Origin of the sequence: Halalkalibacter lacteus (genome assembly GCF_036663595.1) — a bacterium.
GTDB classification, from domain to species: Bacteria; Bacillota; Bacilli; order Bacillales; family Bacillaceae_D; genus Halalkalibacter; species Halalkalibacter lacteus.
Genome location: NZ_JAWRVL010000006.1, coordinates 113698 through 136614, shown reverse-complemented (window position 1 = coordinate 136614; position 22917 = coordinate 113698). Strand labels below are relative to the sequence as shown.

Below are 22917 nucleotides of genomic sequence, written 5' to 3'. Positions count from 1 at the left end.
TAACAATAGGAGAATCAATAGACTCTCCTTATTTATCTTCATTTCGCTTTGTCGTTCTGTTTCTTTTCCAAACGTTGTTGTCGTTTTGCAAGAACAAATGTCATGGCAAAAGCTACGACAAATGTTAACATCATCCCAATAATAAAGTGGATAATCACATCTGCACGAATGGCGATCACACCAGGTAAACCTGCGGGACCAAGAGCAACAGATGTCACTTTATTGAATGTCACATAAGCTGCTCCAACAGCCGCACCAATAATTGCTGCAATAAATGGGTAACGGAGCTTTAAATTAACCCCAAACATCGCTGGTTCCGTAATCCCTAATAGCGCAGAAATCCCTGATGCTGAAGCAATACTCTTCATCTTTGAATTTGTTGTTACAAAAATAACTGCTAAAGCAGCTGCACCTTGCGCAATGTTTGACATCGCTGCTACTGGGAAGATGAATGATCCTCCTGTTCGTGCAATCTCAGCAAGTAATTGTGTTTCAACGGCAATAAAGCTATGATGCATACCTGTAATAACAATTGGTGCATAAATCAATCCAAAAATACCACCGCCAATAAATCCTGCTGTTTCAAAGACCCAAACCATTCCTTCGGTTAACAAGTTTCCACTTGAACGAGTTATTGGACCTACAAACGTAAACGTTAAGATACCGGTAATAAATAATGTAAATAAAGGTGTTAATAAGTTATCTAATGCAGATGGAACGACTTTACGTAAATATTGTTCAATCTTTGCTAGAATATAAGAGGCTACTAAAATTGGTAATACGGTTCCTTGATAACCAACCTTTTCAATCTCAAATCCGAAAATGTTCCAAACAGGAATTTCTCCTTCGGCTAGCGCGCCTCCGTATCCCCATCCATTTAATAAGTCAGGGTGCACCATTAACATACCAAGTGCCGCACCTAAGTAAGCGTTTCCTCCAAAACGCTGTGTTGCCGAGAATCCAATTAAGATCGGCAAGAATACAAAGGCAGCGTTAGCAAATGTATTAATTAAGGACGCTAGATCAGCCATTCCAGGTTTAGCATCAATTAAAGACATACCGTCAAAGAACAAATCTGGTGATGTTAAAATATTATTTATACCCATGAGTAAACCAGCTGCAACAATCGCAGGAATGATTGGTACAAAAATATCAGATAAAACCTTCACAAACCGTTGAATGGGATTTAACTTCTTCGTACCCGCATTTTTCACGTCATCTTTTGTTGACATTTCACTAATTCCTGCAAGAGGAGCTAGTTTAGCATACACTTGATTAACCGTTCCGGCACCAATGATGATTTGAAACTGTCCCCCTGTAGAGAATGTCCCTTTCACTACATCCATTTCTTCCAATTTTGATTCATCTACTAAACTTTCGTCTTTTAACACAAGACGCAATCTTGTCGCACAATGGGCAGCAGCGTCTACATTATCCTTCCCACCAATTGCTTCTAAAATCTCTTTTGCAACCTTATTGTAATCCATATTATCCCCCTCAATTGTAAAGCTTTACGTTAATGAATATAAAAAAGTGAAAAGCTTTACATTTTTTTGTATTATAGAAAGCTTTACCTTTGGAATGAAAAGGTCATCCACAATGTAAAGCTTTACATTTTATGTTTCAAATTATATGTTAAGAATAGTAACAAGTCAATACCGAATTTTTATAATGTATGATAAAACGTTCATACCGCCACATACAATACCTTCGCCAAACAGCGATCCCTAAAGTTGTAGCTGGAATCGCTAGTCAGCGTTGTTACTCGCCATAGCTGGGATTCTGTTCTTCTATTCGAAGTCGCATTCGACAAGTACCAGGCACTACAAATCTTTCACTATATTCGTAATAATTGTTTGTACTGGAAGGATCTCATCTATTTCATGCACTCTAGAACCCGCAAAAACTAACCCATTCTCCACATCTCCTTCCACAGATGTCATCAAGGAATCTAATGTACAAAACCGGTAAGAACATTGTTTAAGACAAGAATAGCACTTATTAATTTTCAATTTTTGGTCTCCACTTATGCTCTTTGTGAAGCTATTTTGTATCGCTCTCCCTTGTAGGCCTACTGATGTTTTCACTAGAACGGTATCATCCTTTTTACATTCAATATATTTTTGCTTAAAAGCATTTGGTGCATCGCACTCCACACTCGCAACAAAGCGTGTCCCCATTTGCACACCAGATGCACCCATTTTTAAGGCTCTAGCTACATCTTTTCCTGTTATAATCCCTCCTGCTGCTATGACCGGGATATCTACTGTTTCTAAGACTTCAGGTAAAATATCAAATAATGGTCTATCTGTTCCTAAATGTCCACCGGCCTCAAATCCTTCTACTACGACAGCAGATGCTCCCAACCTTTGTGAAATCTTGGCTAATTTAGCAGATGAAACGATTGATATGACAGGAACATTATATTGTTTTCCCCAGCTATACATATCTCGTGATATACCAGCTCCCGAAATAATAAAATCTACTTTTTCTTCCATCGCTACCTTAATGGTTTCTGCAAAATCGTTCATTGCAAACAAAACATTTACACCAATATAACCCAATCCCTTAGTCAGTTCTCTTGCTTTACGAATATGATATTTCAATTCATCTATAGGAATGCCTGTTCCAGAAATAATACCAATACCTCCAGCATTAGCTACAGCCGAAGCCAACCCACTTAAAGAAATTTTAACCCCCATCCCCCCTTGCATAATTGGTACTTTTGGTTTCATGTGTGCAATTTCTAACTGTGGAATATTCAATTCATCTGCTCCTCATCCATACTAATTTTACCTAAATAGAATAAAGCCTATCTAATTGGTAAGCTTACGTTTAATTCTATCGATAATCCTAAAATATATATGTATTATTTATCACACCTAAGTTCGGTTACCATAACTAAAAGAGAAACCCACGACATCAAAAGGACAAAAAAAGAAGATAGACTAAATAATCTATCCTCACTTCCTCAAATGGTAAGACGAATTGCTTTTACGATCACCTCGTCATTTACTGGTTCAAAGTCATGTTCGGAGACTCGCTCAAAGCCAATCCGCCCATAAAGATGAATCGCATTTCTCATAAAATCTGCGGTATGTAACCTAATCGCATCAAAGCCTCTTTCTTTCGTTCATTGAATGCATTCATGAATTAAAGTTGCTGCAACGCCTTCGCCTCGAGCTTCCAGCGTGAGGGCAAGTTGCCGGATTTCAGAATAATCTAACTCAACTACAAACCCCTCATAAGTATCTGATTTTGGAGGGAAGAACGCAACACTTACGTGGATCATATGTTTATTTTGCGATGCTATCTCGTAAATTTCTGAATTTTCTTTTTTTAGTGACTTAGTAGTATTAATAATATATGATTAATATGAAAAATACTAAGTAGTTGCGTAAGGTTTCTATGTCATTTAGCCTAGAAAAGGGGGATACATATGGATATTCGACAATTAGAATATTTCTCTGAAGTTGCCAAACACTTAAGCTTTACAAAAGCATCTGCGTCATTACACGTCTCTCAACCATCTATTAGTAAAGCTATTAAAAACTTAGAAGATGAGCTAAGCGTACCTTTATTTTATCGCTCTCCTAAACAGTTAGAACTAACCGATGCAGGAAATGCAGTCCTCACAAATGTAAAGATCGTATTAGAATCATTTAACAACTTAACGACAGAGCTGACTGATATCATCAATTTTAGAAGTGGTGAAATAAAAATTGGAATCCCCCCCATTATTGGAGCCGCTTTTTTTTCAAAATTAATTAGTCAATTCAAAGAGGCATATCCTTCCATTGAAATCATGTTAACAGAAGTTGGTACAAAAAAAATTATACATGAACTAGAAGATGGTTCGATTGATATTGGATTAGTATGCAATATACCGAAAACAAACAATGATTTTGAAATGGTAAAACTAGTAAAAGATCCATTAATGGTCATTGTCCACAAAAATCATGAATTTGCTAGTAAACAAAAAGTCAATTTCTCTGACTTAAAAAATCAACCGTTTATTTTATACCGGAAAGACTTTTCTATTTATGATCGTATTATCGAGGAATGCACTAAAAATAATTTCTACCCAAACATTGTTTGCGAAAGCTCACAAAAAGATTTTATGGTTGAAATGGTAGAAGCTAAATTAGGGATCGCACTTTTACCTAGTAAAATCGGCAATAATATTTATAACAATGAAATTAAGGCTATTCCGTTAAACTGTTCTAATCTTCACTTAGAATTAGGAATGGCATGGAAGAAAAATAAATATTTGTCTTTCGCTGTAAGAGAATTTATATCGATGTCTAAGAAAGATTTAACATTGTGTTCTATTTAAATCATCAAATGAAAACTTATTTACTCAATCAACAAATCCATTTCGCTCCAACTATTCAATTCGTTTTATCTTTAACAAAGGCTTAGGATGAAAGTAATAAGGAGGCATGGGATGCTTTACCCCTCTTATATGAATCAAATGTTTATTCTGTAAGGCGGTCTCTGCTAATTGCTTGCTCCTTTTGTCCGTTCCCCCCCCCCCCCCGCAACAACTGGGCCTTTGTTCAAAAGACGAAGTTTCTTTAATTCTGTTTCTCTTTGGTCTGACAGGATAGAGTGATAGTGAAACGATACCTTCTCTGCTTGATCAAGGTTTTGTTTAAATGCGGCCATATTTCCTGATCGTATATCTGATAAGTTATAATGACAGTTTGATTTCATTCCCTACTAATACCCTAAGTTAAATTGAAAATATATCAGTTAATTTCCAATTTTATCAGCTACAATCATAATAGGCTAACTCGAAATTTTATCGGTTAACTAACATGATTCTATGAAAAAGGATCAAAAAAAGTGCCTGGCCTCCAATGTACTTAAGCTGTACTGATCTGGGGATAGACACCTCTCTTAGCAATTACCTTTATTGTCTCGTCTCTAGTTTCTTCTCTTCGAACGTTCTCGCAGCAGTTCCATCTTGCTGTTAATACGCTCTTTTGTTTTCGTCGTTTCCTTTTGGTCTGCTTCGATGGATACTAACTCATCTCCATGAAATTCAACTTTCACCACTGATCCTGCTGTTACTCCATCTGGCAATCTCGTGGTAGAGATCACTTTCTCGATTTCTTGACCTCCTACTAATAACACCGCATGTTTTCCGTCCACAACTTGATCTACAATCGCTTTTTCCATTAGATGATCGACCCTTTCTTAGTTAAATTGGCTGCCATCACTTACTGCACACAAGCAAGTCCTTGTTCTTTTATTTCCGCTGCTCTTGCTTGGCCAATGCCATTGATCTGACTTAATTCATCAAGAGATTCAAATGGGCGAAATTGAATGAGCTCATTGGCTCTCTCATCACCAATATGAGTAATCTCTGTCAACTCTTCCTTTGAAGCCGTATTGATATTCAGACAATCATCAATACTTGGCACCGTTTCTTGTTCCTCTTTTCGTTCAGCTGTTGTAGTCGTTATTGTTTCTGTGAGCGTTCCACTATTATCGGTGGAAACGGTATATTGCTCTCCATCCGTTGTTACAATGATATGACCATCTACATCTGTTCCGTATAGGTCAATCCCCATAGTCTTTAGACGCTCAACGATTTCATCATGAGGGTGACCGTAACTATTTCCCTCTCTTACGCTGTAAATCGCTACTTCAGGTTGAACTTGATCTAAGAAAGCTTGAGTGTTAGACGTTGTTGATCCATGATGTCCTAATTGGAAAATGTGAGCCTGTATATCATGTCCCCGGTTTATTATGTCTTCTTCTGTTTGGTGCTCTGCATCACCGGTGAACAGGAACTTAATATCCCCATACGTGATTCGAACGGATACACTGCCTTCATGCAAATCTCCTGTTACACTTTCTGGGTTGTATACCTCTACAAGAGCAGAGCCAAAAGAATAAGATTCTCCCGCTCTCGGCTCATGATACTTAGCATCTGAAGCAAGAAGTGCATCAAGCACACGCTCAAATGTTGCAGACGAATGCTCATCCCCGCTCATCCAAACTTCTTTTACACTTAACTCTTGTATAACCTTATCCGCCTGACCGATATGATCAGCATGAGGATGCGTTAAGATCATTAAATCAATATCAGTGACTCCTTGAATTTGAAGATAAGGTGTCACATTACCTGCATCATGTCTTCCCGCATCAATTAATATCGTAAAATCTGGCCCCTTTAATAGAGTCGCATCCCCTTGACCAACATCTATGTAATGTACTGCCAACTCTTCGCTAAAGTGGATAGTAGATTGCTGCTGTGCACAACTAGCTAAAATTACGGCTAAAATCAAAAGAAAAACGAGTAAGATAGACTTTCCTAATCGACGATCCATGCTGCTCCCCCCATCATTAACAAGTAACGATTATAACATGAAAGAGCAAGATGAATGATCAGCCATTCAAACCAAATAAAGGCGCAACGATTTGTTGCACCTCTTTCTTTTTATCCCTACTTGTTTTTACTTCTACCCAGATCGGTCTCAGCTATTCTTTAGATCTCCAAAAGGTACCACCCGTATCGACCATTTCCATGATTTCATCATAAGGAATGAAAAATGTAGGAAACCCCGCGGCATATGCAGCAATTTCATAAGGTTGAAAATAAATCGCTAAGGCATCTTCGGTTACGTAAAAAGGCTGGTCAGGTTGAATGCCTTTATATTGATCAGGGAAATAAAAAGCAGAGCCTTGCTTTTCCTCTTCTTCTATCTGTTTTCGGATGATGTCACTTATGACTTTTACATAGTCACTACCTGATTTAAATAAATCGTTAAGTTCATAGATTGTTCCGGTTTTCAAGTCGATGTGTACATAGGTTTGAAACGGCATTCCGTGTGCTGCACCGAACGGGTAGTTATACCCTACTAACTTTAAAACAAGTAAATTCCCCCGAAAGAATGCAACCGAAAAATCACCGTAATAACTGTAATCCAATTGAACATGAGAAGGTACATGAATAACTTTTGACTGTTGTTTCAAAATGTCATTCACCCTCCTTTGGGCTTCTTCGTTTTGCATCCCTTCCAATTGCGGATAATAAGCAAGATAATCTTTATTAGGACTGAATTTTTCTATTTGAATACGATATTGCTCATTTAAAAGAAAACTTGTATTCGGTTGATACACGATTTTTCCTGATGAATCATAATAGGATAAAGTGTGATCAACATGAGCTTGGATGATCATCCCTTCCAAATCTAATGTTCCAACACCGGGAATAACAGGGAAAGACTTGGCAGGCTTGCCGCTTTGATCAATAAAAAAGGTTGATTGGTCAAGTGTGACAGAGCTTAATCCTTCTTTATAATCACCGACATGATCATAAATAAAATCAGTGAAAATAAGACCTGCCGTATCGGCGATTCCATATGTCGAACCGACATATGGTTGATCTGGATTAGTAGCGATTCCAGCAGCCACTCGTTGCTCACCCAATTGACGGATATCATTATATGTCGGCGGAATAAAGAACTTCCCTAATTTATTAATTAAACCATACTGATTGTACATATCACCAGACATGTTCACGACGGCTCGCCCTTCTTGAAAAGCCATAGCAATTGCATACTGAGGTGACAGCACAATCTGTCCCTGTTCATCTACGTATCCCCATTTGTCATTAAAAGTTTTCTTAAACGGAATTAATCCTTCACTGTATCCCATCATAATGGCAAATGGATACGTTTGAAGGATTTCTCCGTTTCGTGCAATAAGAGCAAATTCATTCTCTTTTAGCTGAACAAGTGCTTTTCCACCTGTAAAATCAAAAGCATTTTCGTATTGAAGTGGCATCACTTCATTTCCTTGCTCATCCAAATACCCGTAAAGATACTTGCCATCAGAATTCGTCCCTGAAAAAATCGCTCGTTGTTCCTCGTACGACTGGATAAAGCTGTATGCTTTCGTTGTGATTTCCTGTCCTCTTTCATTGATGACTTTAAAGCCTGAATCATCCATCACAACGGCACGACCTTCCGTAAAGGGCATAACCTGGCTGTAGATAGGCTGAATGACTAATTGACCTACGCGATCAATCATTCCTGCTTTCCCCTTAACGGTTACAATCGCAAGTCCGTTTTCCTGAAAATCATTCGCTTCATCAAATTTCGGTTCTAGGATGAAGCTCCCATTGCGGTTCATGTACCCCCATTTCTTCCCATCTTTCGTTACGACATATGCAGGAAAGAGCTCGGGGACTCTTGTTACTCTTATAGTCAGGTTCTTTCTTATCATGAAATCCACCCCGTATGATATTTGTCTAGATATCATACGGGGTAGGTTGTGAAGTGGTTCTTTTAGGAACGTTACTCGCCTTAACTCAATCTTTACTAGCATATCCTCATGTTTACTAACCATATCTCAATCCTTACTAGCCGTAGCCTTAAAGCTATGAGCTAGCTACAACACCCTTTTTTGAACACGCTCTCATTTTATTACTAAAAATAATAGACTCTTTAGTCACTGAATTTTCGCACGAGTACTTGGAAAAGTTTAATTTTTCACTTTATACAGGCTATGAGATGAATAGTAGCCAAATAAAATTAAAACAAACGAAGATATCATATAAATTTGGAAATTAGTTAAGTTAACTATCGTACTCATTTGATCATAAAATATTACGATGACCATAACTATGACAAGTGGAAGGAGAGCAAGTATATTGAATTTTTCTAAATTAATTCTCCAACTACCCTCTGTTCTAAATTCCGTAATTAAGTGTTTGCTTGCAAGGAGTACACCAAAAATAATTTGTATGAATGCAGGGGTAACAAGAGATAAGATATGCAGTGGTGAGGTTGGAAAAAAGACGGTGCTTTTCCATGCCATTGATAAACCTAACAACCATCCTGAAATAAATAAAAATAAAAACCAAGCGCAAAATTTCAATACATATTTCACCGTACTTCTCCTTCCTCATTAACAAATCTTCACTATCAACCTTGTATTTTCCTCTTGAATAACCTTACTTCTAGCGGTACAAGCCACTACGTAAAAATAATTGTTACTAACCATGTTCAGAGTTAACCTTCGACATAATTCATGTGCTACCACTCCCTAACTTTTTTGAAAATCTAGACATTAACAAGCTTTCTTTAACCTATGTAACAAATATATGTTTCCTGTATCAGTAGGATGCTACTAATTTTCACGGACACATCTCTCCAGTACTAAGGGTCTCTTGCAATGTTAAATAATTAAATCGGTACCCTTTACAGGAGTATTTTTTGATGCACCATTTTTATTATTGGATTTTCATAAAGAAGTGCTGACATCTTCTAAATTTCATTACCATTGTATAGGGTACTGTCTATTCTGAAATAAGTTATTATATAGAACCGAAATAGTTATTAATAGTAAAGAGCTTACAATAATAGTTAACAGAAACCCCCAACCTGCTTGCGTGTTAATAGCTACTATGGCGCTTGCAGCCGCGGGGGGGGGTGAACTACTTTTAAGAATACCATTACAAATAAAACAACTGCCAGTGTAATTCCAATTGTCACGTGACTTCTTCCAAATACTTCCCAAATCGTTAATGCGGTTAGAGTTGAAATTACGTGTCCACCCAAAATATGACGAGGTTGAGAAAAGGTACCAGCATGAGCAGCGAAAACAAGTAAACAACTGGCTCCCATCGGGCCAAGTACCATTGGATATCCAAGAATAACCGCGATAGCGCTAATGATAATCATAGCAAACAGTCCACCGGTTGCAGATATGATACTATCTGTAACCTTAACGCTGGGCTCACTCTTCTTCTTACCTTTCATTTTAAAAAAATAGGAGGTGATAAACGTGTTTAACTGATGACTGTTCTTAGTAGGGAAGGATAAAAATGCAATAGAATGTGTCTATTTCGTGTCTGAAACTTTTGACCATCCACTATCTAGCCTTGCGAAAAAGTTTTGTAGAAGCTCCGAGAATAGCTTTCAGTAGAAAATAATTAATAATTGTCATTCTCTATTATTTCCTTCGATTGATATTTCCGGCTCAAACCTAAAGCGATTCATCCCCACCCTAGTCGTGGATTACACTCTTGATCTTCCTTGAGGATGGGTTCTTCTCGTCTGGAAATGATAAAAAACCCCTGCAAATGTGGTTCACAGGAGCATAAATAATATACTTTGAATAAAGCAAACCGTTTACCTAGTAGGTAATGTTGACCAGATATCCTCTAGCCATTTATCAAAGTCAATCCCTTTCTCTCCTTCATACGTATCATATAAATCAAGTCTCATCTTCTTAACTTTTTCTTTGAATTCTTCATACGAATGATTTTTAGGTAAACTCTTCTTTATTCTAAGTAAGATTTTTTTCGTTCCCTTAATTTGTTCTCCGTTCTTCCGTTCAGGCATTGTAACCTTTTCACCCAAGGCTTGAAGTTTATGGTAAGCAGCTTCCTGTACTTTATAGACAGAATCTCCTGCCATACTATGCTTTAATAATTCAATCGTCTCTCTGCTTTTCCACTGACCTAACTCTTCTACCGCATCCAAACGCTCTCGCCAACTAGAAGTTCTATTAATGGATTTTTTTAATTCATTTAAATTCGCCGGTACATTTGTTTTTGTTTCGTAATTACTCAAACTATCCAATCCCCTTCATGTTTGAAACTATTAATAAAAACACCTACCATCTATTGTAGCATTATAAACCTGTTCACATACCTATTTCATGAACTTTACTTCGTAGAGCTTTCGATACACCATCGCTCCCCTGACAGTGACGAAAGCTTAAGAGCCATTGCCGCTTCCTTAAGGATCTTTTTAAGGTCGTGGTTTACTTTTTCAGTGCCCTCCGTATGTACAGAGTCTTTTGTAGACTTTCGACAAGTTATTTCGATAATTGAAATACTTTGTATTTACTTAAAAACTAGTTAGGGTTTATTTTTAAATAAGAAGTAAGAAGAGCTTACAAAAAATGCGAACAGTTTATCACTGTTCGCTAAGCCTCTAAAATCATTCGATTATTTTTCACACATCCGAAGAGTCGTCATAATCATAACGAAATCCGTCATTTTCGGCTGTTTTTTCCCCTTCTTGTGCTTGTTGAGTTGGTGACGATTGTATTTGTTCGTCAGTGATAGTTTGCGCTGGCTGTTGGTCTTGGTCTTTTTTCTCTACATTGATCATCATAGCCACTCCTAATCATTTTATAAGGCATTCGTTTTTTAGTATGTTTCTTTCCTTTTGTTTTTATGCTGGAGTTTTTCAGTCGAATGAGTTCCTTTTCCGGTCGCTTTTACTCTATGTATAGGTTCATCATAGCCTTATCTAAATGACACTTTGATTAGACCTTGAAAAGAAAGCAATAGTTAGGTATTCTAATAAAACAATCCTCCACTTAAGGGTGTGGTTCAAATGCGTATTAATAAATATATAAGCGAGTCTGGAAAATCATCTAGACGAGGTGCGGATAAATTAATTAGTGAAGGTAGAGTCACTATAAATGGAAAACGTGCAGAAGTAGGTAGCCAAGTCGAGCCTGGAGACGATGTTCGAGTAAATGGAGCTCCTATCCGGGTAGCCAGAAATAATGTTTATATTGCCTTAAATAAACCAGTTGGCATTACTAGCACAACCGAAAAAAAGGTTAAGGGGAATATTATTGATTTAGTCAATCATCCATTACGAATTTTCAATATCGGACGACTGGATAAAGACTCAGATGGCTTAATACTCCTTACGAACGATGGTGATATTGTAAACGAAATTTTACGTGCCGAAAATAAGCATGAAAAAGAATACATCGTTTCAGTAGACAGGCCAATCACTCCTGAATTTTTGAAAAAGATGTCAGAAGGAGTAGAAATATTAGGTACAAAAACGCTTCCTTGTGAAGTAAGGCAGTTGTCAAAATATGATTTTCAAATCATATTAACACAAGGGTTAAATCGTCAAATTCGTCGTATGTGTGAGGCGTTAGGCTACGACGTTTTCAGACTGCAGAGAACTCGAATCATGAATATTCACTTAGGAAACCTTCCTGTTGGGCAATGGCGAGATTTATCAAAGAAAGAACGCACTCAATTATTTAATGATCTAAACTATGAGCCAAAGGAATGGTAGAAGAGTCGGTTTGAATTTAATGGTTCTAAATTAGCGAGCGTTTAGCAAAAAGGGGGATGCATATTTGAAAATGCATCCCCCTTTACTTCTGAAAACCAGGATGAGTAAGGCAGCAGTTAGTCAGAATCTACTTTCCTGCCCCGTCTCCTTCACCTCAAAATACTCCCTCAACACATCCGTAAGATAGTCAAAAGGAGTCGTCTCAACCTGACCATATTCCTTTTGCGTATACAAATGAGTCGCATTAGGCAATTCCCTTTTTAACTGCTTCCTCAAGCTTTCCCCAGCATCATCTGCGTCTACAAGTATATAGACGTCTTTATTTTCAATTGGCAAAATCAATGTCTCAAGTTTTTCTTCACTTAACGTCCCATACGTACAAATTATATCGACAGGCTCATTAAGCACTTTCTTCACTCGCTTACGGTCATTTTTCCCTTCTACAATCAAGACTTTGTCTACCATGTTACTCACCCCTTTTCATAGGTCAGCTAACTAGTCAAAGTTCCTACCTATTTGCCTTGTGTACTTTTAATACTTTCCCCTTTATGGTTGTTTGTTTCATTTCTTGTAAGACAAGGGGGCCTTTTCCATTTAATATATCCACGTACGAAACATTTTCCTGAATTGTAATAATCCCGATATCATCTGCCGTTACGCCTGAAATTTTGGCAATGGTTCCGACGAAATCGACTGCTCTAATTTTCTTTTTCTTTCCGCCATTGAAATAAAGCTTCATGATGTCTTTGTTTAATTGAGCACTTTTCTCTTTCTTAATTGCTGGTCTCGCATCCATTTTCTCTTCAAAAGCAGCTTTTCTTCTCGCCACCTCTACTTTTGATGGTACATTCGATTTCGGTATTTCAAATCCGATATATTCTTCAATTTCTGCGACACGTCTTCTTTCATTAGGTGTGCTAAATGTAATGGCTTTTCCTGTATGACCAGCACGCCCTGTCCTTCCTGTTCGATGCACATAACTTTCTTTCTCTAATGGAAGGTCATAATTGAGCACATGTGTGATATTCTCGATGTCAATTCCTCTTGCTGCTACATCTGTCGCTACTAAATAACGGAATCTTCCTCGTTTAAAATCATTCATGACATCAAACCGATCTTCTTGTACCATCCCACCATGTATTTTGTCACAGGGATAATTCAAACGGTCTAGTTGATTAAACACATGATTCACTTGCTCTTGCGTTCGACAGAAAATAATACAGCTATCTGGATTTTCAACGATTGTGATGTCTTTTAATAGAGAAAATTTATCCTCTTCTCTTACTTCCAAAAGAGAGTGCTCAATTTTATCAGTTGTTAACCCGCTAGCTTTCATCTCTATTTCAAGTGGATTATTCATGTATTTTTGACAAAGGGTTTCGATATCTTCTGGTAATGTAGCTGAAAACAACATCGTCACTCTGTTTGTAGGAAGTTCTTGTATAATCGCTTCTACTTGGTCGATGAAGCCCATATTAAGCATTTCATCCGCTTCATCTATAATCAGATAATGCAGATGCTCTAAAGGAAGTGTCCCTTTTTGAATATGATCTAGTACGCGTCCCGGCGTACCTACAACTATGTGTGTTTTTTGTTTTAACTCTAATTTTTGTCTAGCAAAAGGTTGCTTTCCATAAAGGGCAGTAGCATTAATTCGTTTAAATCTTCCTATATTTGTTATATCCTCTTTCACCTGTGCTGCAAGTTCTCTTGTAGGAGTAAGGATTAATGCTTGAGGCTTATTTTCTTCCCACTCGACCATTTCACAAATAGGGATACCAAATGAAGCTGTCTTGCCACTTCCTGTTTGTGATTTCACTATAAGATCTTTCATCTCAAGTGCTATTGGTATTACTTTTGCTTGAACTTCTGTTGGAATTTCATAGTTCAAACTATCAAGCGCTCTTACGATGTCTACACTTATTTTATAGTCTTTAAAACCTCTATTAGTCATGTATTCCCCTCATTTATTATGTTTTTTTCGTTATTATTTGTTTGTCCATCATTAAGACATGTATGCATTGCAATGCTTCTTTATATCTTAGTTTCATTACCAGACTATACGTTCTTATTTATAGTGTCGTTCCAATAGATTGTTTTTTTCATCTAGCTTATTCCCTCTTTCTACCTATCATACTAAATTTCAGACAAAATAATAGAACCTTACTATACAATACATTACTTCAGACTTCTAACCTCAAATGTTTATTTCTAAATACCTTAATGGAGGAATTTATTATTGTTACAATGATGGAACGTAACATTGAATCCCTCTCACTCAAGAAAACCCACCTTATTAGGTGGGTCTTTCGCTGTTTATTATTGATTCATTTTCAAACAGGTCATCGATTCAAAAACAGAGCTGCACCATCATCCTTAAGGGAGTCTCGTTTCCCCCATTAAGTATTTATCGCATTCTCTCGCAGCCTCTCTTCCTTCATTGATGGCCCAAACGATAAGACTTTGCCCCCGGCGCATATCACCAGCAGCAAATACGCCTTCGATATTGGTTTGATACTTTCCATATTCCGCCTTAACGTTTGTCCGTTCATCTGTTTCAACTTGCAATTTTTGAATGAGACCTTGCTCTGGTCCATTAAATCCTATCGCAAGTAGGACGAGCTCGGCGGGCCATACTTTTTCTGTACCTGGAATCTCATTTCGAGTCCGCCTGCCATGTTCATCTGTTATCGTTTCGACGTCAACCGTATGAATCTCTTTTACATTTCCGTTTTCGTCTCCAACAAACTTTTTCGTCATGACCGCATACGCACGAGGGTCTTTGCCAAACTTAGCCGCTGCTTCTTTTTGTCCGTATTCTACGCGGTGAATGATTGGCCATTGTGGCCAAGGGTTGTCATCAGGGCGTACATCCCCTTTTTTTTCGTAAATATCAAACTGTGTAAGGCTTTTGCATTTATGTCTAACAGAGGTAGCTAAGCAATCCGTTCCCGTATCGCCACCACCGATGACAACGACGTTTTTATCTTTTGCTGATAGATACTCGCCATCTTCAAGGTTGGAGTCTAATAAGCTTTTTGTATTGGCGTGAAGAAAGTCCATTGCATAATGGATTCCTTTTAACTCTCTTCCTTCTACCTCTAAATCACGATGTTTCGTCGCCCCACCACAAAGAACGATCGAATCAAATTCATCTTGAAGCTTAGAGACCGGGTAATCCTTGCCTACTTCTGTATTGGTCACAAATGTAATCCCTTCTTCTTTTAGAAGGTTGACACGTCGTTCGACGACAGCATACGGAAGTTTCATTTCAGGAATTCCATAGGTTAATAAACCACCGATTCGGTCACTGCGTTCAAATACCGTTACATTATGGCCTGCTTTATTCAGTTGAGCAGCGCACGCCAAACCTGCTGGTCCCGATCCGATAATTGCCACTTTTTTATCTGTTCGAATGTCTGGCGGCTCCGGTTTCACCCATCCTTCCTTAAACCCTTTTTCAACAATTTCTAGTTCAATGGAACGTATGGCCACTGGAGGTTCATTGATCCCGAGAACACACGCTCCTTCACAAGGAGCCGGACAAGCAAGCCCTGTAAACTCAGGAAAGTTATTCATTTTGTGCTCCCGTTTTAACGCTTCTTGCCATTGACCTTGGTAAACTAAGTCGTTCCACTCGGGAATTAAGTGGTGAACAGGACAACCTGACGTCATCCCATTTAACATTGTCCCTGTATGACAGGTCGGAATCCCACAGTCCATACAACGAGCACCCTGTTGTTTTAGTTCTGTTTCTTCAAGTCGTAGTGTATAATCGTCCCAATCATTAATACGTGTTTTAGGGTCACGTTCGGGCCTAGTTTTCCTTTTATAATCTATAAAACCAGTTGGCTTTCCCATCGTTCACCCTCCATCTTTTAGTTGATTCACTGCTTTTTTGCCTTCTTCAAAAGCAGCAAGTGCTGCTTTATACTTACTTAAACCGCTTGCTTCGTAACGCCTGATTCGCTCTTGCATTTCTAAATAATCTTTCGGAATAACTCGTATCAATTTTTCTTTCAAATTTGCCCAGTCATCTAGTATTCGTTTTCCATATGGGCTATTCGTGTAATTCACATGTCTTTCAATCATGTTATAAACCGTCTTGAGTTCTTTCTCATCGACAACTTGATCGAGGATAATTTGTTCTATATTACACTTCCCTCTAAAATCACCTGTTTCATTTAATACATAAGCTACTCCACCTGACATTCCAGCTGCAAAATTCTTTCCCGTTGCCCCGAGGACAACCACCTTGCCACCTGTCATGTACTCACATCCATGGTCCCCAACGCCTTCTACGACGACATTGGCACCACTATTTCTTACACAGAAACGTTCTCCAGCAATTCCATTTATATACGCCTCACCTGCAGTTGCACCGTAAAAGGAAACGTTCCCGACAATAATGTTTTCTTCTGGGATAAAGGTACTTTTGCGCGAAGGATGGACAATGATCTTTCCTCCTGATAATCCCTTTCCTAAAAAGTCATTGGCATCTCCAATCAGTCTCATGGTCAATCCAGGTGGGATAAAGGCAGCAAAGCTTTGTCCTGCTGAACCTTTACACGTGAGACGAATTGTGTCCTCAGGTAACCCTTTAGCACCGTATCGTTTTGTGATTTCACTTCCAAGCATTGTCCCTGCCACGCGGTTAATATTGCGAATCGAAAACGTCGCTTCGACCGGTTCCTGCTTTTCTAACGCGTCGAGACATAACGGAATTAACTCTTGTTTGTCTAACGTTTTATCAAGACCGTGAACTTGTTCCACTGTCGCATAACGACTTACATGTTTTGGTACGTCTGGTTGATAGAGAAGGTCGCTTAGATCGATTCCCTTCGCTTTCCAGTGGGCAATTGCTTGATTGGCTTGTAGTACATCGGTTCTTCCAATCATTTCATTCATCGTCCTGAACCCAAGTTCAGCCATCAGTTCTCTTACTTCCTTTGCAATGAATCTCATAAAATTAGCTACGTGCTTCGCTTCGCCAGGAAACTTCTTTCGTAATTCAGGGTTTTGTGTTGCGACCCCTACTGGACATGTATCAAGATGACAAACACGCATTAAAATACATCCGAGAACAACTAATGGGGCCGTCGAAAATCCAAATTCCTCTGCTCCAAGTAATGAAGCAATCACGACATCTCGTCCTGTCATCATCTTTCCATCTGTTTCAACGACAATGCGATCACGGAGGCGATTTAAAAGTAACGTTTGGTGCGTTTCAGCGAGCCCAATTTCCCACGGAAGTCCCGCGTGCTTTAAACTCGTCCTTGGTGCAGCCCCCGTTCCACCGTCATAGCCACTAATTAGTACAAGGTCTGCTCTTCCTTTCGCTACACCAGCGGCAATCGTACCCACTCCTACCTCTGATACAAGCTTGACGCTAATCCGAGCAGCTGGATTGGCATTTTTTAAATTATGAATGAGCTCGGCCAAATCCTCGATTGAATAAATGTCATGATGCGGAGGTGGTGAAATGAGACCAACTCCAGGAGTAGAACCCCTTACTTCTGCAATCCATGGATAGACTTTCTTTCCTGGTAGATGACCGCCTTCTCCCGGCTTTGCACCTTGGGCTACTTTTATTTGAATTTCATCTGCATTGACGAGATAATAGCTACTTACTCCAAAGCGTCCAGAAGCAACTTGTTTAATCGCACTGCGGCGCAAGTCCCCATTTGGATCACGTGTAAATCGCTCAGGGTTTTCTCCACCTTCTCCTGAGTTGCTTTTCCCACCGATTCGATTCATCGCAATCGCTAGGGCTTCATGAGCTTCCTGACTGATTGATCCGTAAGACATTGCACCTGTTTTAAATCTTTTGCAAATCTCTTCAATGGATTCTACCTCGTCAACCGAGATCGCTTCTCTTTTCTTAAATGAAAGCAATCCTCGAATCGACTGCAAATTATGATTCGTATCGGTTAGGAGGGATGAGTATTCTTTAAACAATTTATAGTTATTTGTTCTGCATGCTTGTTGAAGCAGATGAATCGTCTTTGGATTGTATTGGTGATCTTCCCCGTCCTGGCGCCACTGAAAATCATCGCCTGATTCTAATGACGTTTCTACACCTCTTGGCTCAGCAAACGCTCTATTATGCCGCATCATTACTTCTTTTGCGATAATGTCTAGTCCGATTCCACCGATTCGCGACGCGGTTTGCGTAAAGTATTTGTCAATCACATCTTTATGGATTCCAATCGCTTCAAAAATTTGCGCACCACGATAACTTTGAATCGTCGAAATGCCCATTTTCGATAACACTTTTAATATTCCATCCGTAGCCGCCTTTCTGTACACTTCAATAGCTTGATCAATAGACGTATCACGAATGTCACCATTTTCTATTAACCCTTGCAATGACTCATAGGCTAAATACGGATTAATCGCTTCTGCACCAAAACCGAGTAAGGCTGCAAAATGATGGACCTCTCTTGGTTCGGCTGACTCAACTAGAATGCTCACTTTCGAACGAGTCCCGCTCCTGATGAGGTTATGATGCAAACCCGAAACAGCTAGCAATGCCGGTAGTGATGCCTGTTTAGCATTGACGCCTCTGTCGGATAAAACGAGAAATGTTGCCCCGTTTTTGATTGCTGTATCCGCTTTGCTAAAGAGCTCACTTAATATGTTTTCAAAAGCAGGAGTCTCAGACTCAACAGAAAAGAGCATGGACAGTGTTTCTGTCTTAAACGTTGACGATTGAAGCTTGGCCAGCTGAAGGTTGCTTAAAATTGGTGTATCAATTTGTAGTTGGCTACAGCTTTCCGCCTCCGGTTTCAGTAAGTTTCTCTCTGGTCCAATTGTTGTGATAACTGACGTAATAATCTCCTCGCGAATCGCATCAATTGGCGGATTCGTTACTTGTGCAAACAACTGTTTAAAATAGTTGTAGAGAAGCTGAGGCCTTTTCGATAAAACCGCAAGCGGCGAATCGTACCCCATTGAACCAACTGGATCTTTCCCGTCTGTTACCATTGGCTTTAAGATTTTATTTAGCTCTTCATTTGTATAGCCAAATGCAAGCTGTTGTTGCGTCCGTTCTTCTGCTTCAAATGGGTGATCATGGCTGCTTGCTTCAGGCAAATCATCCAGACTCATTAAATGCTTAGCTAACCAATCTTGATACGGTTGCTCGGATGAGACCTGCCCTTTAATTTCTTCATCCGGAATCATTCGGCCCTGCTCTAAATCGACAAGCAGCATTTTCCCCGGATGAAGTCGGTCTTTATAGTCAATATCCTCTGCAAAAATATCTAAAGCACCGACTTCAGAACCTAACACAATCATTCCGTCTTTTGTTACATAGTATCTTGCTGGTCTAAGCCCATTTCGGTCAAGGCACGCGCCAATTTGTTTTCCGTCGGTAAATACAACAGCTGCAGGCCCGTCCCACGGTTCCATAAGGCAACTATGATATTCGTAAAACGCTCTCTTTTCATAATCCATTGTTTCATCATGTGCCCACGGCTCAGGAATCATCATCATCGCCGTATGAGCAAGTGATCGTCCTGAAAGGTGAAGAAATTCAAAGCAATTATCAAACATCGAAGAATCACTGCCATCCGTATCGATCACCGGATATAACTTTTGATCATCCTCGCTGTTAAACTTGTCGGATTGGCACTCGGCCTCTCTTGCCTGCATCCACTTCACATTCCCTTTAATGGTATTAAATTCACCATTATGTATCGTAAAGCGGTTTGGATGAGACCTCTCCCAACTTGGAAATGTATTCGTGCTAAAACGTGAATGAACAAGCGCTAATGCAGACTTAAAGTAACGATGGTTCAAATCAATATAAAACGAGTCCAATTGTTCTGGAATTAACATCCCTTTATAGACAATTGTTCTTGTTGACAAACTGCAAATATAAAAGCCTTCTCGATGTTCCTTATCAGTGGCTAGAACTTCTTTTTCTAACCTTTTTCGAATTACGTATAATTTTCTTTCAAAATCATCCTGGTCGCCGATATTACTTGATGGTGCAATGAACATTTGACGTATAAACGGTTTTGACTTTTTGGCTATATCCCCGACAAATGAATCATTCACTGGAACGGTTCGCCACCCAAGAAACGTTTGGCCTTCGTCTTCAATCACATTTTTAACCTGCTTTTGAACCTGTTTTCTAACGTCAGGGTCCTGAGGAAGAAAGACCATGCCAATCCCGTAGCCTCCTTCTTCCGGAAGGATAATGTTTTCTTTCTCACACTGTTTTTCAAAAAAGGAGTGCGGAATTTGCGTCAAAATCCCTGCACCATCGCCGGTACTTGTATCGGCCGATTGGCCTCCACGATGCTCTAAATTACACAAGATCGTAATTGCATTTTCAACGATTTCATGCGTTTTAGTTCCGTCTATATTCGCTACCATCCCGATTCCACAAGCTTCATGTTCGTTCTCAGGATGATACAATCCTTGCGCAACCGGATATCCTTTCGTTTTCATCACAACTTCCCCCTTTTACCAAAGATCAATCTAACTAGATTATGTACACAAGCTAGTTAGAAAAGTAACTTACTATTTCATACATATAGTGATCCAAGATTTCATCGGCAACCTTTACATCATAAAGTAGTGTAAACTTCTTCCACCTATTTCATACAAGTTGATTCGAATCATTTGCAAAATGTTTGTAAATGATTTGAGATAAGTGTTTCTTTTTTCATTAGGCATTTTCTATGTTATGGTTAACTCTTACTATTTTTTTAAACTGAATAAATTGGTGGTTCTGGACAAAATAAATTTAATACTTAAAGACGAATTTTAAAAATTGGAGATGATAATTAGTGAAACAGCACTACAAGCTAGCTTTTATTGGTGCAGGTTCGATGGCTGAAGCCATTTTTTCTGGACTAATTCAACAAAAAAAAATGTCCCCTAAAAATATTATTGTTACGAACCGTCAAAACGAGGATCGACTTCTTGAATTGAAGGAAAAATATGGTGTACAAATAAGTTCGAACCATGAACATGTCTTAGCGGAAGCTGATGTTGTCATACTCGCAATGAAACCCGCAGGAGTTCAAAAAGCAATTGAATTAATTCGGTCAAACACAACAGAAAATCAACTGTTTATATCAGTACTTGCTGGAATCACTACAGATTATATTTCATATTTATTAGGTCACAACGCCCCAGTTGTTCGAGTTATGCCAAATACTTCGGCCGCTGTCGGATCATCTGCGACTGTTTTTTCGCCAGGAAAGTATGTGCAAGATGAACATCTAAACATTACGGAGTCATTGTTTCAAGCCGTTGGGATGGTTAGACAAGTCAAGGAAGAGGATGTAGATAGTGTCACAGCCATTGCCGGTAGTGGTCCAGCTTATATGTATTACTTAGTTGAAGCTATGTTTGATTCATTAAAAGAACTTCATTTGGATCGCAAGCTAGGTGAAGAGTTAATATTGCAAATGATTCAAGGGTCAGTCGATCTTTTAAAGAGCACGGATCAAACTCCCAGAGAATTATATCAAAAAGTAAAAAGCCCCGGGGGAACAACTGAAGCTGGGTTACAAGTACTAGAAAACAATCAGGCTCAAGAGATTATGATTAACTGCATAAAACGGGCTGCACAACGCTCTAAAGAAATTACAAAGGAGATGTCAACGTTACCCGAAAACATGCTTAAATGATTTCGTTTATTTTTTAAATTAGAGGTGGAAAAATGACAGAAACACAAGAAAAAAAACGTATAGTAGTCAAAATTGGTAGTAGTTCATTAACGAGTCGAAACGGTGAAATTAGTTTACGAAAATTGGTCCGCTTAGTCGATGAAATTGCTCTTATATTAGATGATGGTCATGAACTTGTTTTGGTCTCTTCTGGGGCTGTTGCAGCAGGATATCGAAAGCTCGGCTTTATCGAGCGCCCTAAAAAGTTGGCTGAAAAGCAGGCGGCTGCTTCGATCGGACAATGCCTATTGATGGAAGCTTACTCAGAAAGATTTGGCTCCCATGGATATGTCGCTTCACAAATTTTAATTACTCGAAGTGATTTTCTAGATCAAAAGCGTTATATGAACGCAAGGAATACGATACAAGTACTGCTTGAACGAGGAGCCGTTCCAATTGTGAACGAGAATGATACCATTACGATTAAACAATTAAAATTTGGTGATAACGATACATTATCAGCTAAAGTAGCGGGCTTGGTTGAAGCGGATCAACTGATTATATTATCCGATATTGATGGCCTTTACGACGATAACCCTCGAACAAATCCTGATGCTAAGCTTCTAGAGGTTGTTAATGAGATTACACCAGAGATAGAAGCAGCGGCTGGTGATTCAGATAGTGACGTTGGAACAGGAGGAATGGGCTCTAAAATTGAAGCAGTAAAAATATCATTAGCTGCAGGGATTGAAACGTTTATTGGAGATGCGAATAAACCTAATATTCTATTCGATGCTGTTAGCCACAAGGCAAAAGGAACCTATTTTAAACCGAACGCAGAGCAAGATGATCTAGATGTAAGACAACATTGGATTGCGTTTAATTCAAGCACAAAAGGTGAAGTTATCATTGATGATGGAGCACGTGTGGCTATTACAGAAGAGCAAAGTCATCTACTTCCTCAAGGTGTTCGAGAAGTGAAGGGAACGTTTGATTGCGGCGATGTTGTCGTTATACGGCATTTGAACGGAGACGAAGTTGGCCGCGGGGTCATTAATTATTCTGCAGACCAGCTCCGTGAAATCAAAAGACTCAAACTAAGAGAAATTCCTGATCATATAAAAGTGACAAAAAGTGAAGCCGTTAGTCAAGATGACTTCGTGTGCCACACAAACATAACAACGCCTCATTAAAATAACGAAAGGAGAGAA

At 38.9% G+C, this 22917-nt stretch carries 19 protein-coding genes; 4 read left to right on the top strand and 15 right to left on the bottom strand.

The features are described 5' to 3' along the window. Positions 1-38 precede the first annotated feature (38 nt). On the bottom strand, positions 39-1487 hold the full coding sequence (locus SAZ04_RS06495) for a sucrose-specific PTS transporter subunit IIBC (protein WP_332692812.1): 1449 nt from the start codon (positions 1485-1487) through the stop codon (positions 39-41). A 336-nt stretch (positions 1488-1823) separates the two neighbouring features. After that, on the bottom strand, positions 1824-2735 hold the full coding sequence (locus SAZ04_RS06490; protein ID WP_332692961.1) for an NAD(P)H-dependent flavin oxidoreductase: 912 nt from the start codon (positions 2733-2735) through the stop codon (positions 1824-1826). Positions 2736-3439: 704 nt separating this feature from the next. On the opposite strand from SAZ04_RS06490, the gene SAZ04_RS06485 reads away from it, so the two are divergent. Further along, positions 3440-4336: a LysR substrate-binding domain-containing protein gene (locus tag SAZ04_RS06485; RefSeq protein WP_332692809.1), complete on the top strand. Its 897-nt coding sequence runs from the start codon at positions 3440-3442 to the stop codon at positions 4334-4336. Between the two features lie 164 nt (positions 4337-4500). Here SAZ04_RS06485 and SAZ04_RS06480 read toward each other — a convergent pair whose 3' ends face one another. The 9 genes from SAZ04_RS06480 to SAZ04_RS06440 all read right to left on the bottom strand — a co-directional run bounded on the left by SAZ04_RS06480 (position 4501) and on the right by SAZ04_RS06440 (position 11144). Continuing rightward, positions 4501-4716 (bottom strand): hypothetical protein, encoded by a 216-nt coding sequence (locus SAZ04_RS06480; RefSeq protein WP_332692806.1) that lies wholly within the window; start codon positions 4714-4716, stop codon positions 4501-4503. A gap of 213 nt (positions 4717-4929) precedes the next feature. Beyond that, the gene (locus tag SAZ04_RS06475; RefSeq protein ID WP_332692803.1) at positions 4930-5184 is read right to left on the bottom strand and encodes a DUF3006 family protein; all 255 of its coding nucleotides are present in this window, start codon (positions 5182-5184) and stop codon (positions 4930-4932) included. Between the two features lie 41 nt (positions 5185-5225). After that, a complete protein-coding gene (locus tag SAZ04_RS06470) occupies positions 5226-6341 on the bottom strand; it encodes an MBL fold metallo-hydrolase (protein WP_332692800.1) in 1116 nt (371 codons plus the stop codon). Positions 6342-6492: 151 nt separating this feature from the next. After that, positions 6493-8241, bottom strand: a complete 1749-nt coding sequence (locus SAZ04_RS06465; RefSeq protein WP_332692798.1) for a WG repeat-containing protein — start codon at positions 8239-8241, stop codon at positions 6493-6495. Positions 8242-8499: 258 nt separating this feature from the next. After that, positions 8500-8907, bottom strand: coding sequence for a hypothetical protein (locus SAZ04_RS06460; RefSeq protein ID WP_332692795.1), 408 nt, complete (start codon positions 8905-8907; stop codon positions 8500-8502). 387 nt (positions 8908-9294) lie between these two features. Further along, the gene (locus SAZ04_RS06455; protein ID WP_332692792.1) at positions 9295-9537 is read right to left on the bottom strand and encodes an HPP family protein; all 243 of its coding nucleotides are present in this window, start codon (positions 9535-9537) and stop codon (positions 9295-9297) included. Further along, positions 9423-9701, bottom strand: a complete 279-nt coding sequence (locus SAZ04_RS06450; protein WP_332692789.1) for an HPP family protein — start codon at positions 9699-9701, stop codon at positions 9423-9425. The genes SAZ04_RS06455 and SAZ04_RS06450 overlap by 115 nt, the downstream gene beginning before the upstream one ends. A gap of 450 nt (positions 9702-10151) precedes the next feature. Continuing rightward, positions 10152-10595: a HEAT repeat domain-containing protein gene (locus SAZ04_RS06445; protein ID WP_332692786.1), complete on the bottom strand. Its 444-nt coding sequence runs from the start codon at positions 10593-10595 to the stop codon at positions 10152-10154. A gap of 387 nt (positions 10596-10982) precedes the next feature. After that, positions 10983-11144 carry a hypothetical protein gene (locus SAZ04_RS06440; RefSeq protein WP_332692783.1) on the bottom strand — a complete coding sequence of 54 codons (162 nt, stop codon included), beginning with the start codon at positions 11142-11144 and terminating at the stop codon, positions 10983-10985. Between the two features lie 225 nt (positions 11145-11369). Between SAZ04_RS06440 and rluF the strand changes: the two genes are divergently transcribed. Next, positions 11370-12077, top strand: coding sequence for a 23S rRNA pseudouridine(2604) synthase RluF (gene rluF, locus SAZ04_RS06435; RefSeq protein ID WP_332692780.1), 708 nt, complete (start codon positions 11370-11372; stop codon positions 12075-12077). A gap of 120 nt (positions 12078-12197) precedes the next feature. Here rluF and SAZ04_RS06430 read toward each other — a convergent pair whose 3' ends face one another. The 4 genes from SAZ04_RS06430 to gltB all read right to left on the bottom strand — a co-directional run bounded on the left by SAZ04_RS06430 (position 12198) and on the right by gltB (position 20537). Then, on the bottom strand, positions 12198-12542 hold the full coding sequence (locus SAZ04_RS06430; RefSeq protein WP_332692777.1) for a toprim domain-containing protein: 345 nt from the start codon (positions 12540-12542) through the stop codon (positions 12198-12200). 43 nt (positions 12543-12585) lie between these two features. Then, positions 12586-14031: a DEAD/DEAH box helicase gene (locus tag SAZ04_RS06425; protein WP_332692774.1), complete on the bottom strand. Its 1446-nt coding sequence runs from the start codon at positions 14029-14031 to the stop codon at positions 12586-12588. A 422-nt stretch (positions 14032-14453) separates the two neighbouring features. After that, on the bottom strand, positions 14454-15938 hold the full coding sequence (locus SAZ04_RS06420; protein WP_332692771.1) for a glutamate synthase subunit beta: 1485 nt from the start codon (positions 15936-15938) through the stop codon (positions 14454-14456). Between the two features lie 3 nt (positions 15939-15941). After that, on the bottom strand, positions 15942-20537 hold the full coding sequence (gene gltB / locus SAZ04_RS06415; RefSeq protein WP_332692768.1) for a glutamate synthase large subunit: 4596 nt from the start codon (positions 20535-20537) through the stop codon (positions 15942-15944). A gap of 341 nt (positions 20538-20878) precedes the next feature. Between gltB and proC the strand changes: the two genes are divergently transcribed. Beyond that, complete coding sequence (gene proC, locus SAZ04_RS06410) at positions 20879-21727, top strand: pyrroline-5-carboxylate reductase (RefSeq protein ID WP_332692765.1); 849 nt, start codon at positions 20879-20881, stop codon at positions 21725-21727. A gap of 32 nt (positions 21728-21759) precedes the next feature. Then, positions 21760-22899 carry a glutamate 5-kinase gene (gene proB / locus SAZ04_RS06405; RefSeq protein WP_332692762.1) on the top strand — a complete coding sequence of 380 codons (1140 nt, stop codon included), beginning with the start codon at positions 21760-21762 and terminating at the stop codon, positions 22897-22899. The last annotated feature ends 18 nt before the right edge of the window (positions 22900-22917 follow it).

Excerpts from the sequence above, each read along its gene's own strand:
- SAZ04_RS06430 (WP_332692777.1), bottom strand. The coding sequence starts at position 12,542 with ATGGTAGACAAAGTCTTGATTGTAGAAGGGAAAAATGACCGTAAGCGA.
- SAZ04_RS06450 (WP_332692789.1), bottom strand. The coding sequence starts at position 9,701 with ATGATTATCATTAGCGCTATCGCGGTTATTCTTGGATATCCAATGGTA.
- SAZ04_RS06485 (WP_332692809.1), top strand. The coding sequence starts at position 3,440 with ATGGATATTCGACAATTAGAATATTTCTCTGAAGTTGCCAAACACTTA.
- SAZ04_RS06440 (WP_332692783.1), bottom strand. The coding sequence starts at position 11,144 with ATGATGATCAATGTAGAGAAAAAAGACCAAGACCAACAGCCAGCGCAA.
- proB (WP_332692762.1), top strand. The coding sequence starts at position 21,760 with ATGACAGAAACACAAGAAAAAAAACGTATAGTAGTCAAAATTGGTAGT.
- SAZ04_RS06495 (WP_332692812.1), bottom strand. The coding sequence starts at position 1,487 with ATGGATTACAATAAGGTTGCAAAAGAGATTTTAGAAGCAATTGGTGGG.
- SAZ04_RS06420 (WP_332692771.1), bottom strand. The coding sequence starts at position 15,938 with ATGGGAAAGCCAACTGGTTTTATAGATTATAAAAGGAAAACTAGGCCC.
- SAZ04_RS06470 (WP_332692800.1), bottom strand. The coding sequence starts at position 6,341 with ATGGATCGTCGATTAGGAAAGTCTATCTTACTCGTTTTTCTTTTGATT.
- SAZ04_RS06465 (WP_332692798.1), bottom strand. The coding sequence starts at position 8,241 with ATGATAAGAAAGAACCTGACTATAAGAGTAACAAGAGTCCCCGAGCTC.
- SAZ04_RS06480 (WP_332692806.1), bottom strand. The coding sequence starts at position 4,716 with ATGAAATCAAACTGTCATTATAACTTATCAGATATACGATCAGGAAAT.
- gltB (WP_332692768.1), bottom strand. The coding sequence starts at position 20,537 with ATGAAAACGAAAGGATATCCGGTTGCGCAAGGATTGTATCATCCTGAG.
- SAZ04_RS06425 (WP_332692774.1), bottom strand. The coding sequence starts at position 14,031 with ATGACTAATAGAGGTTTTAAAGACTATAAAATAAGTGTAGACATCGTA.
- SAZ04_RS06490 (WP_332692961.1), bottom strand. The coding sequence starts at position 2,735 with ATGAAACCAAAAGTACCAATTATGCAAGGGGGGATGGGGGTTAAAATT.
- rluF (WP_332692780.1), top strand. The coding sequence starts at position 11,370 with ATGCGTATTAATAAATATATAAGCGAGTCTGGAAAATCATCTAGACGA.
- SAZ04_RS06475 (WP_332692803.1), bottom strand. The coding sequence starts at position 5,184 with ATGGAAAAAGCGATTGTAGATCAAGTTGTGGACGGAAAACATGCGGTG.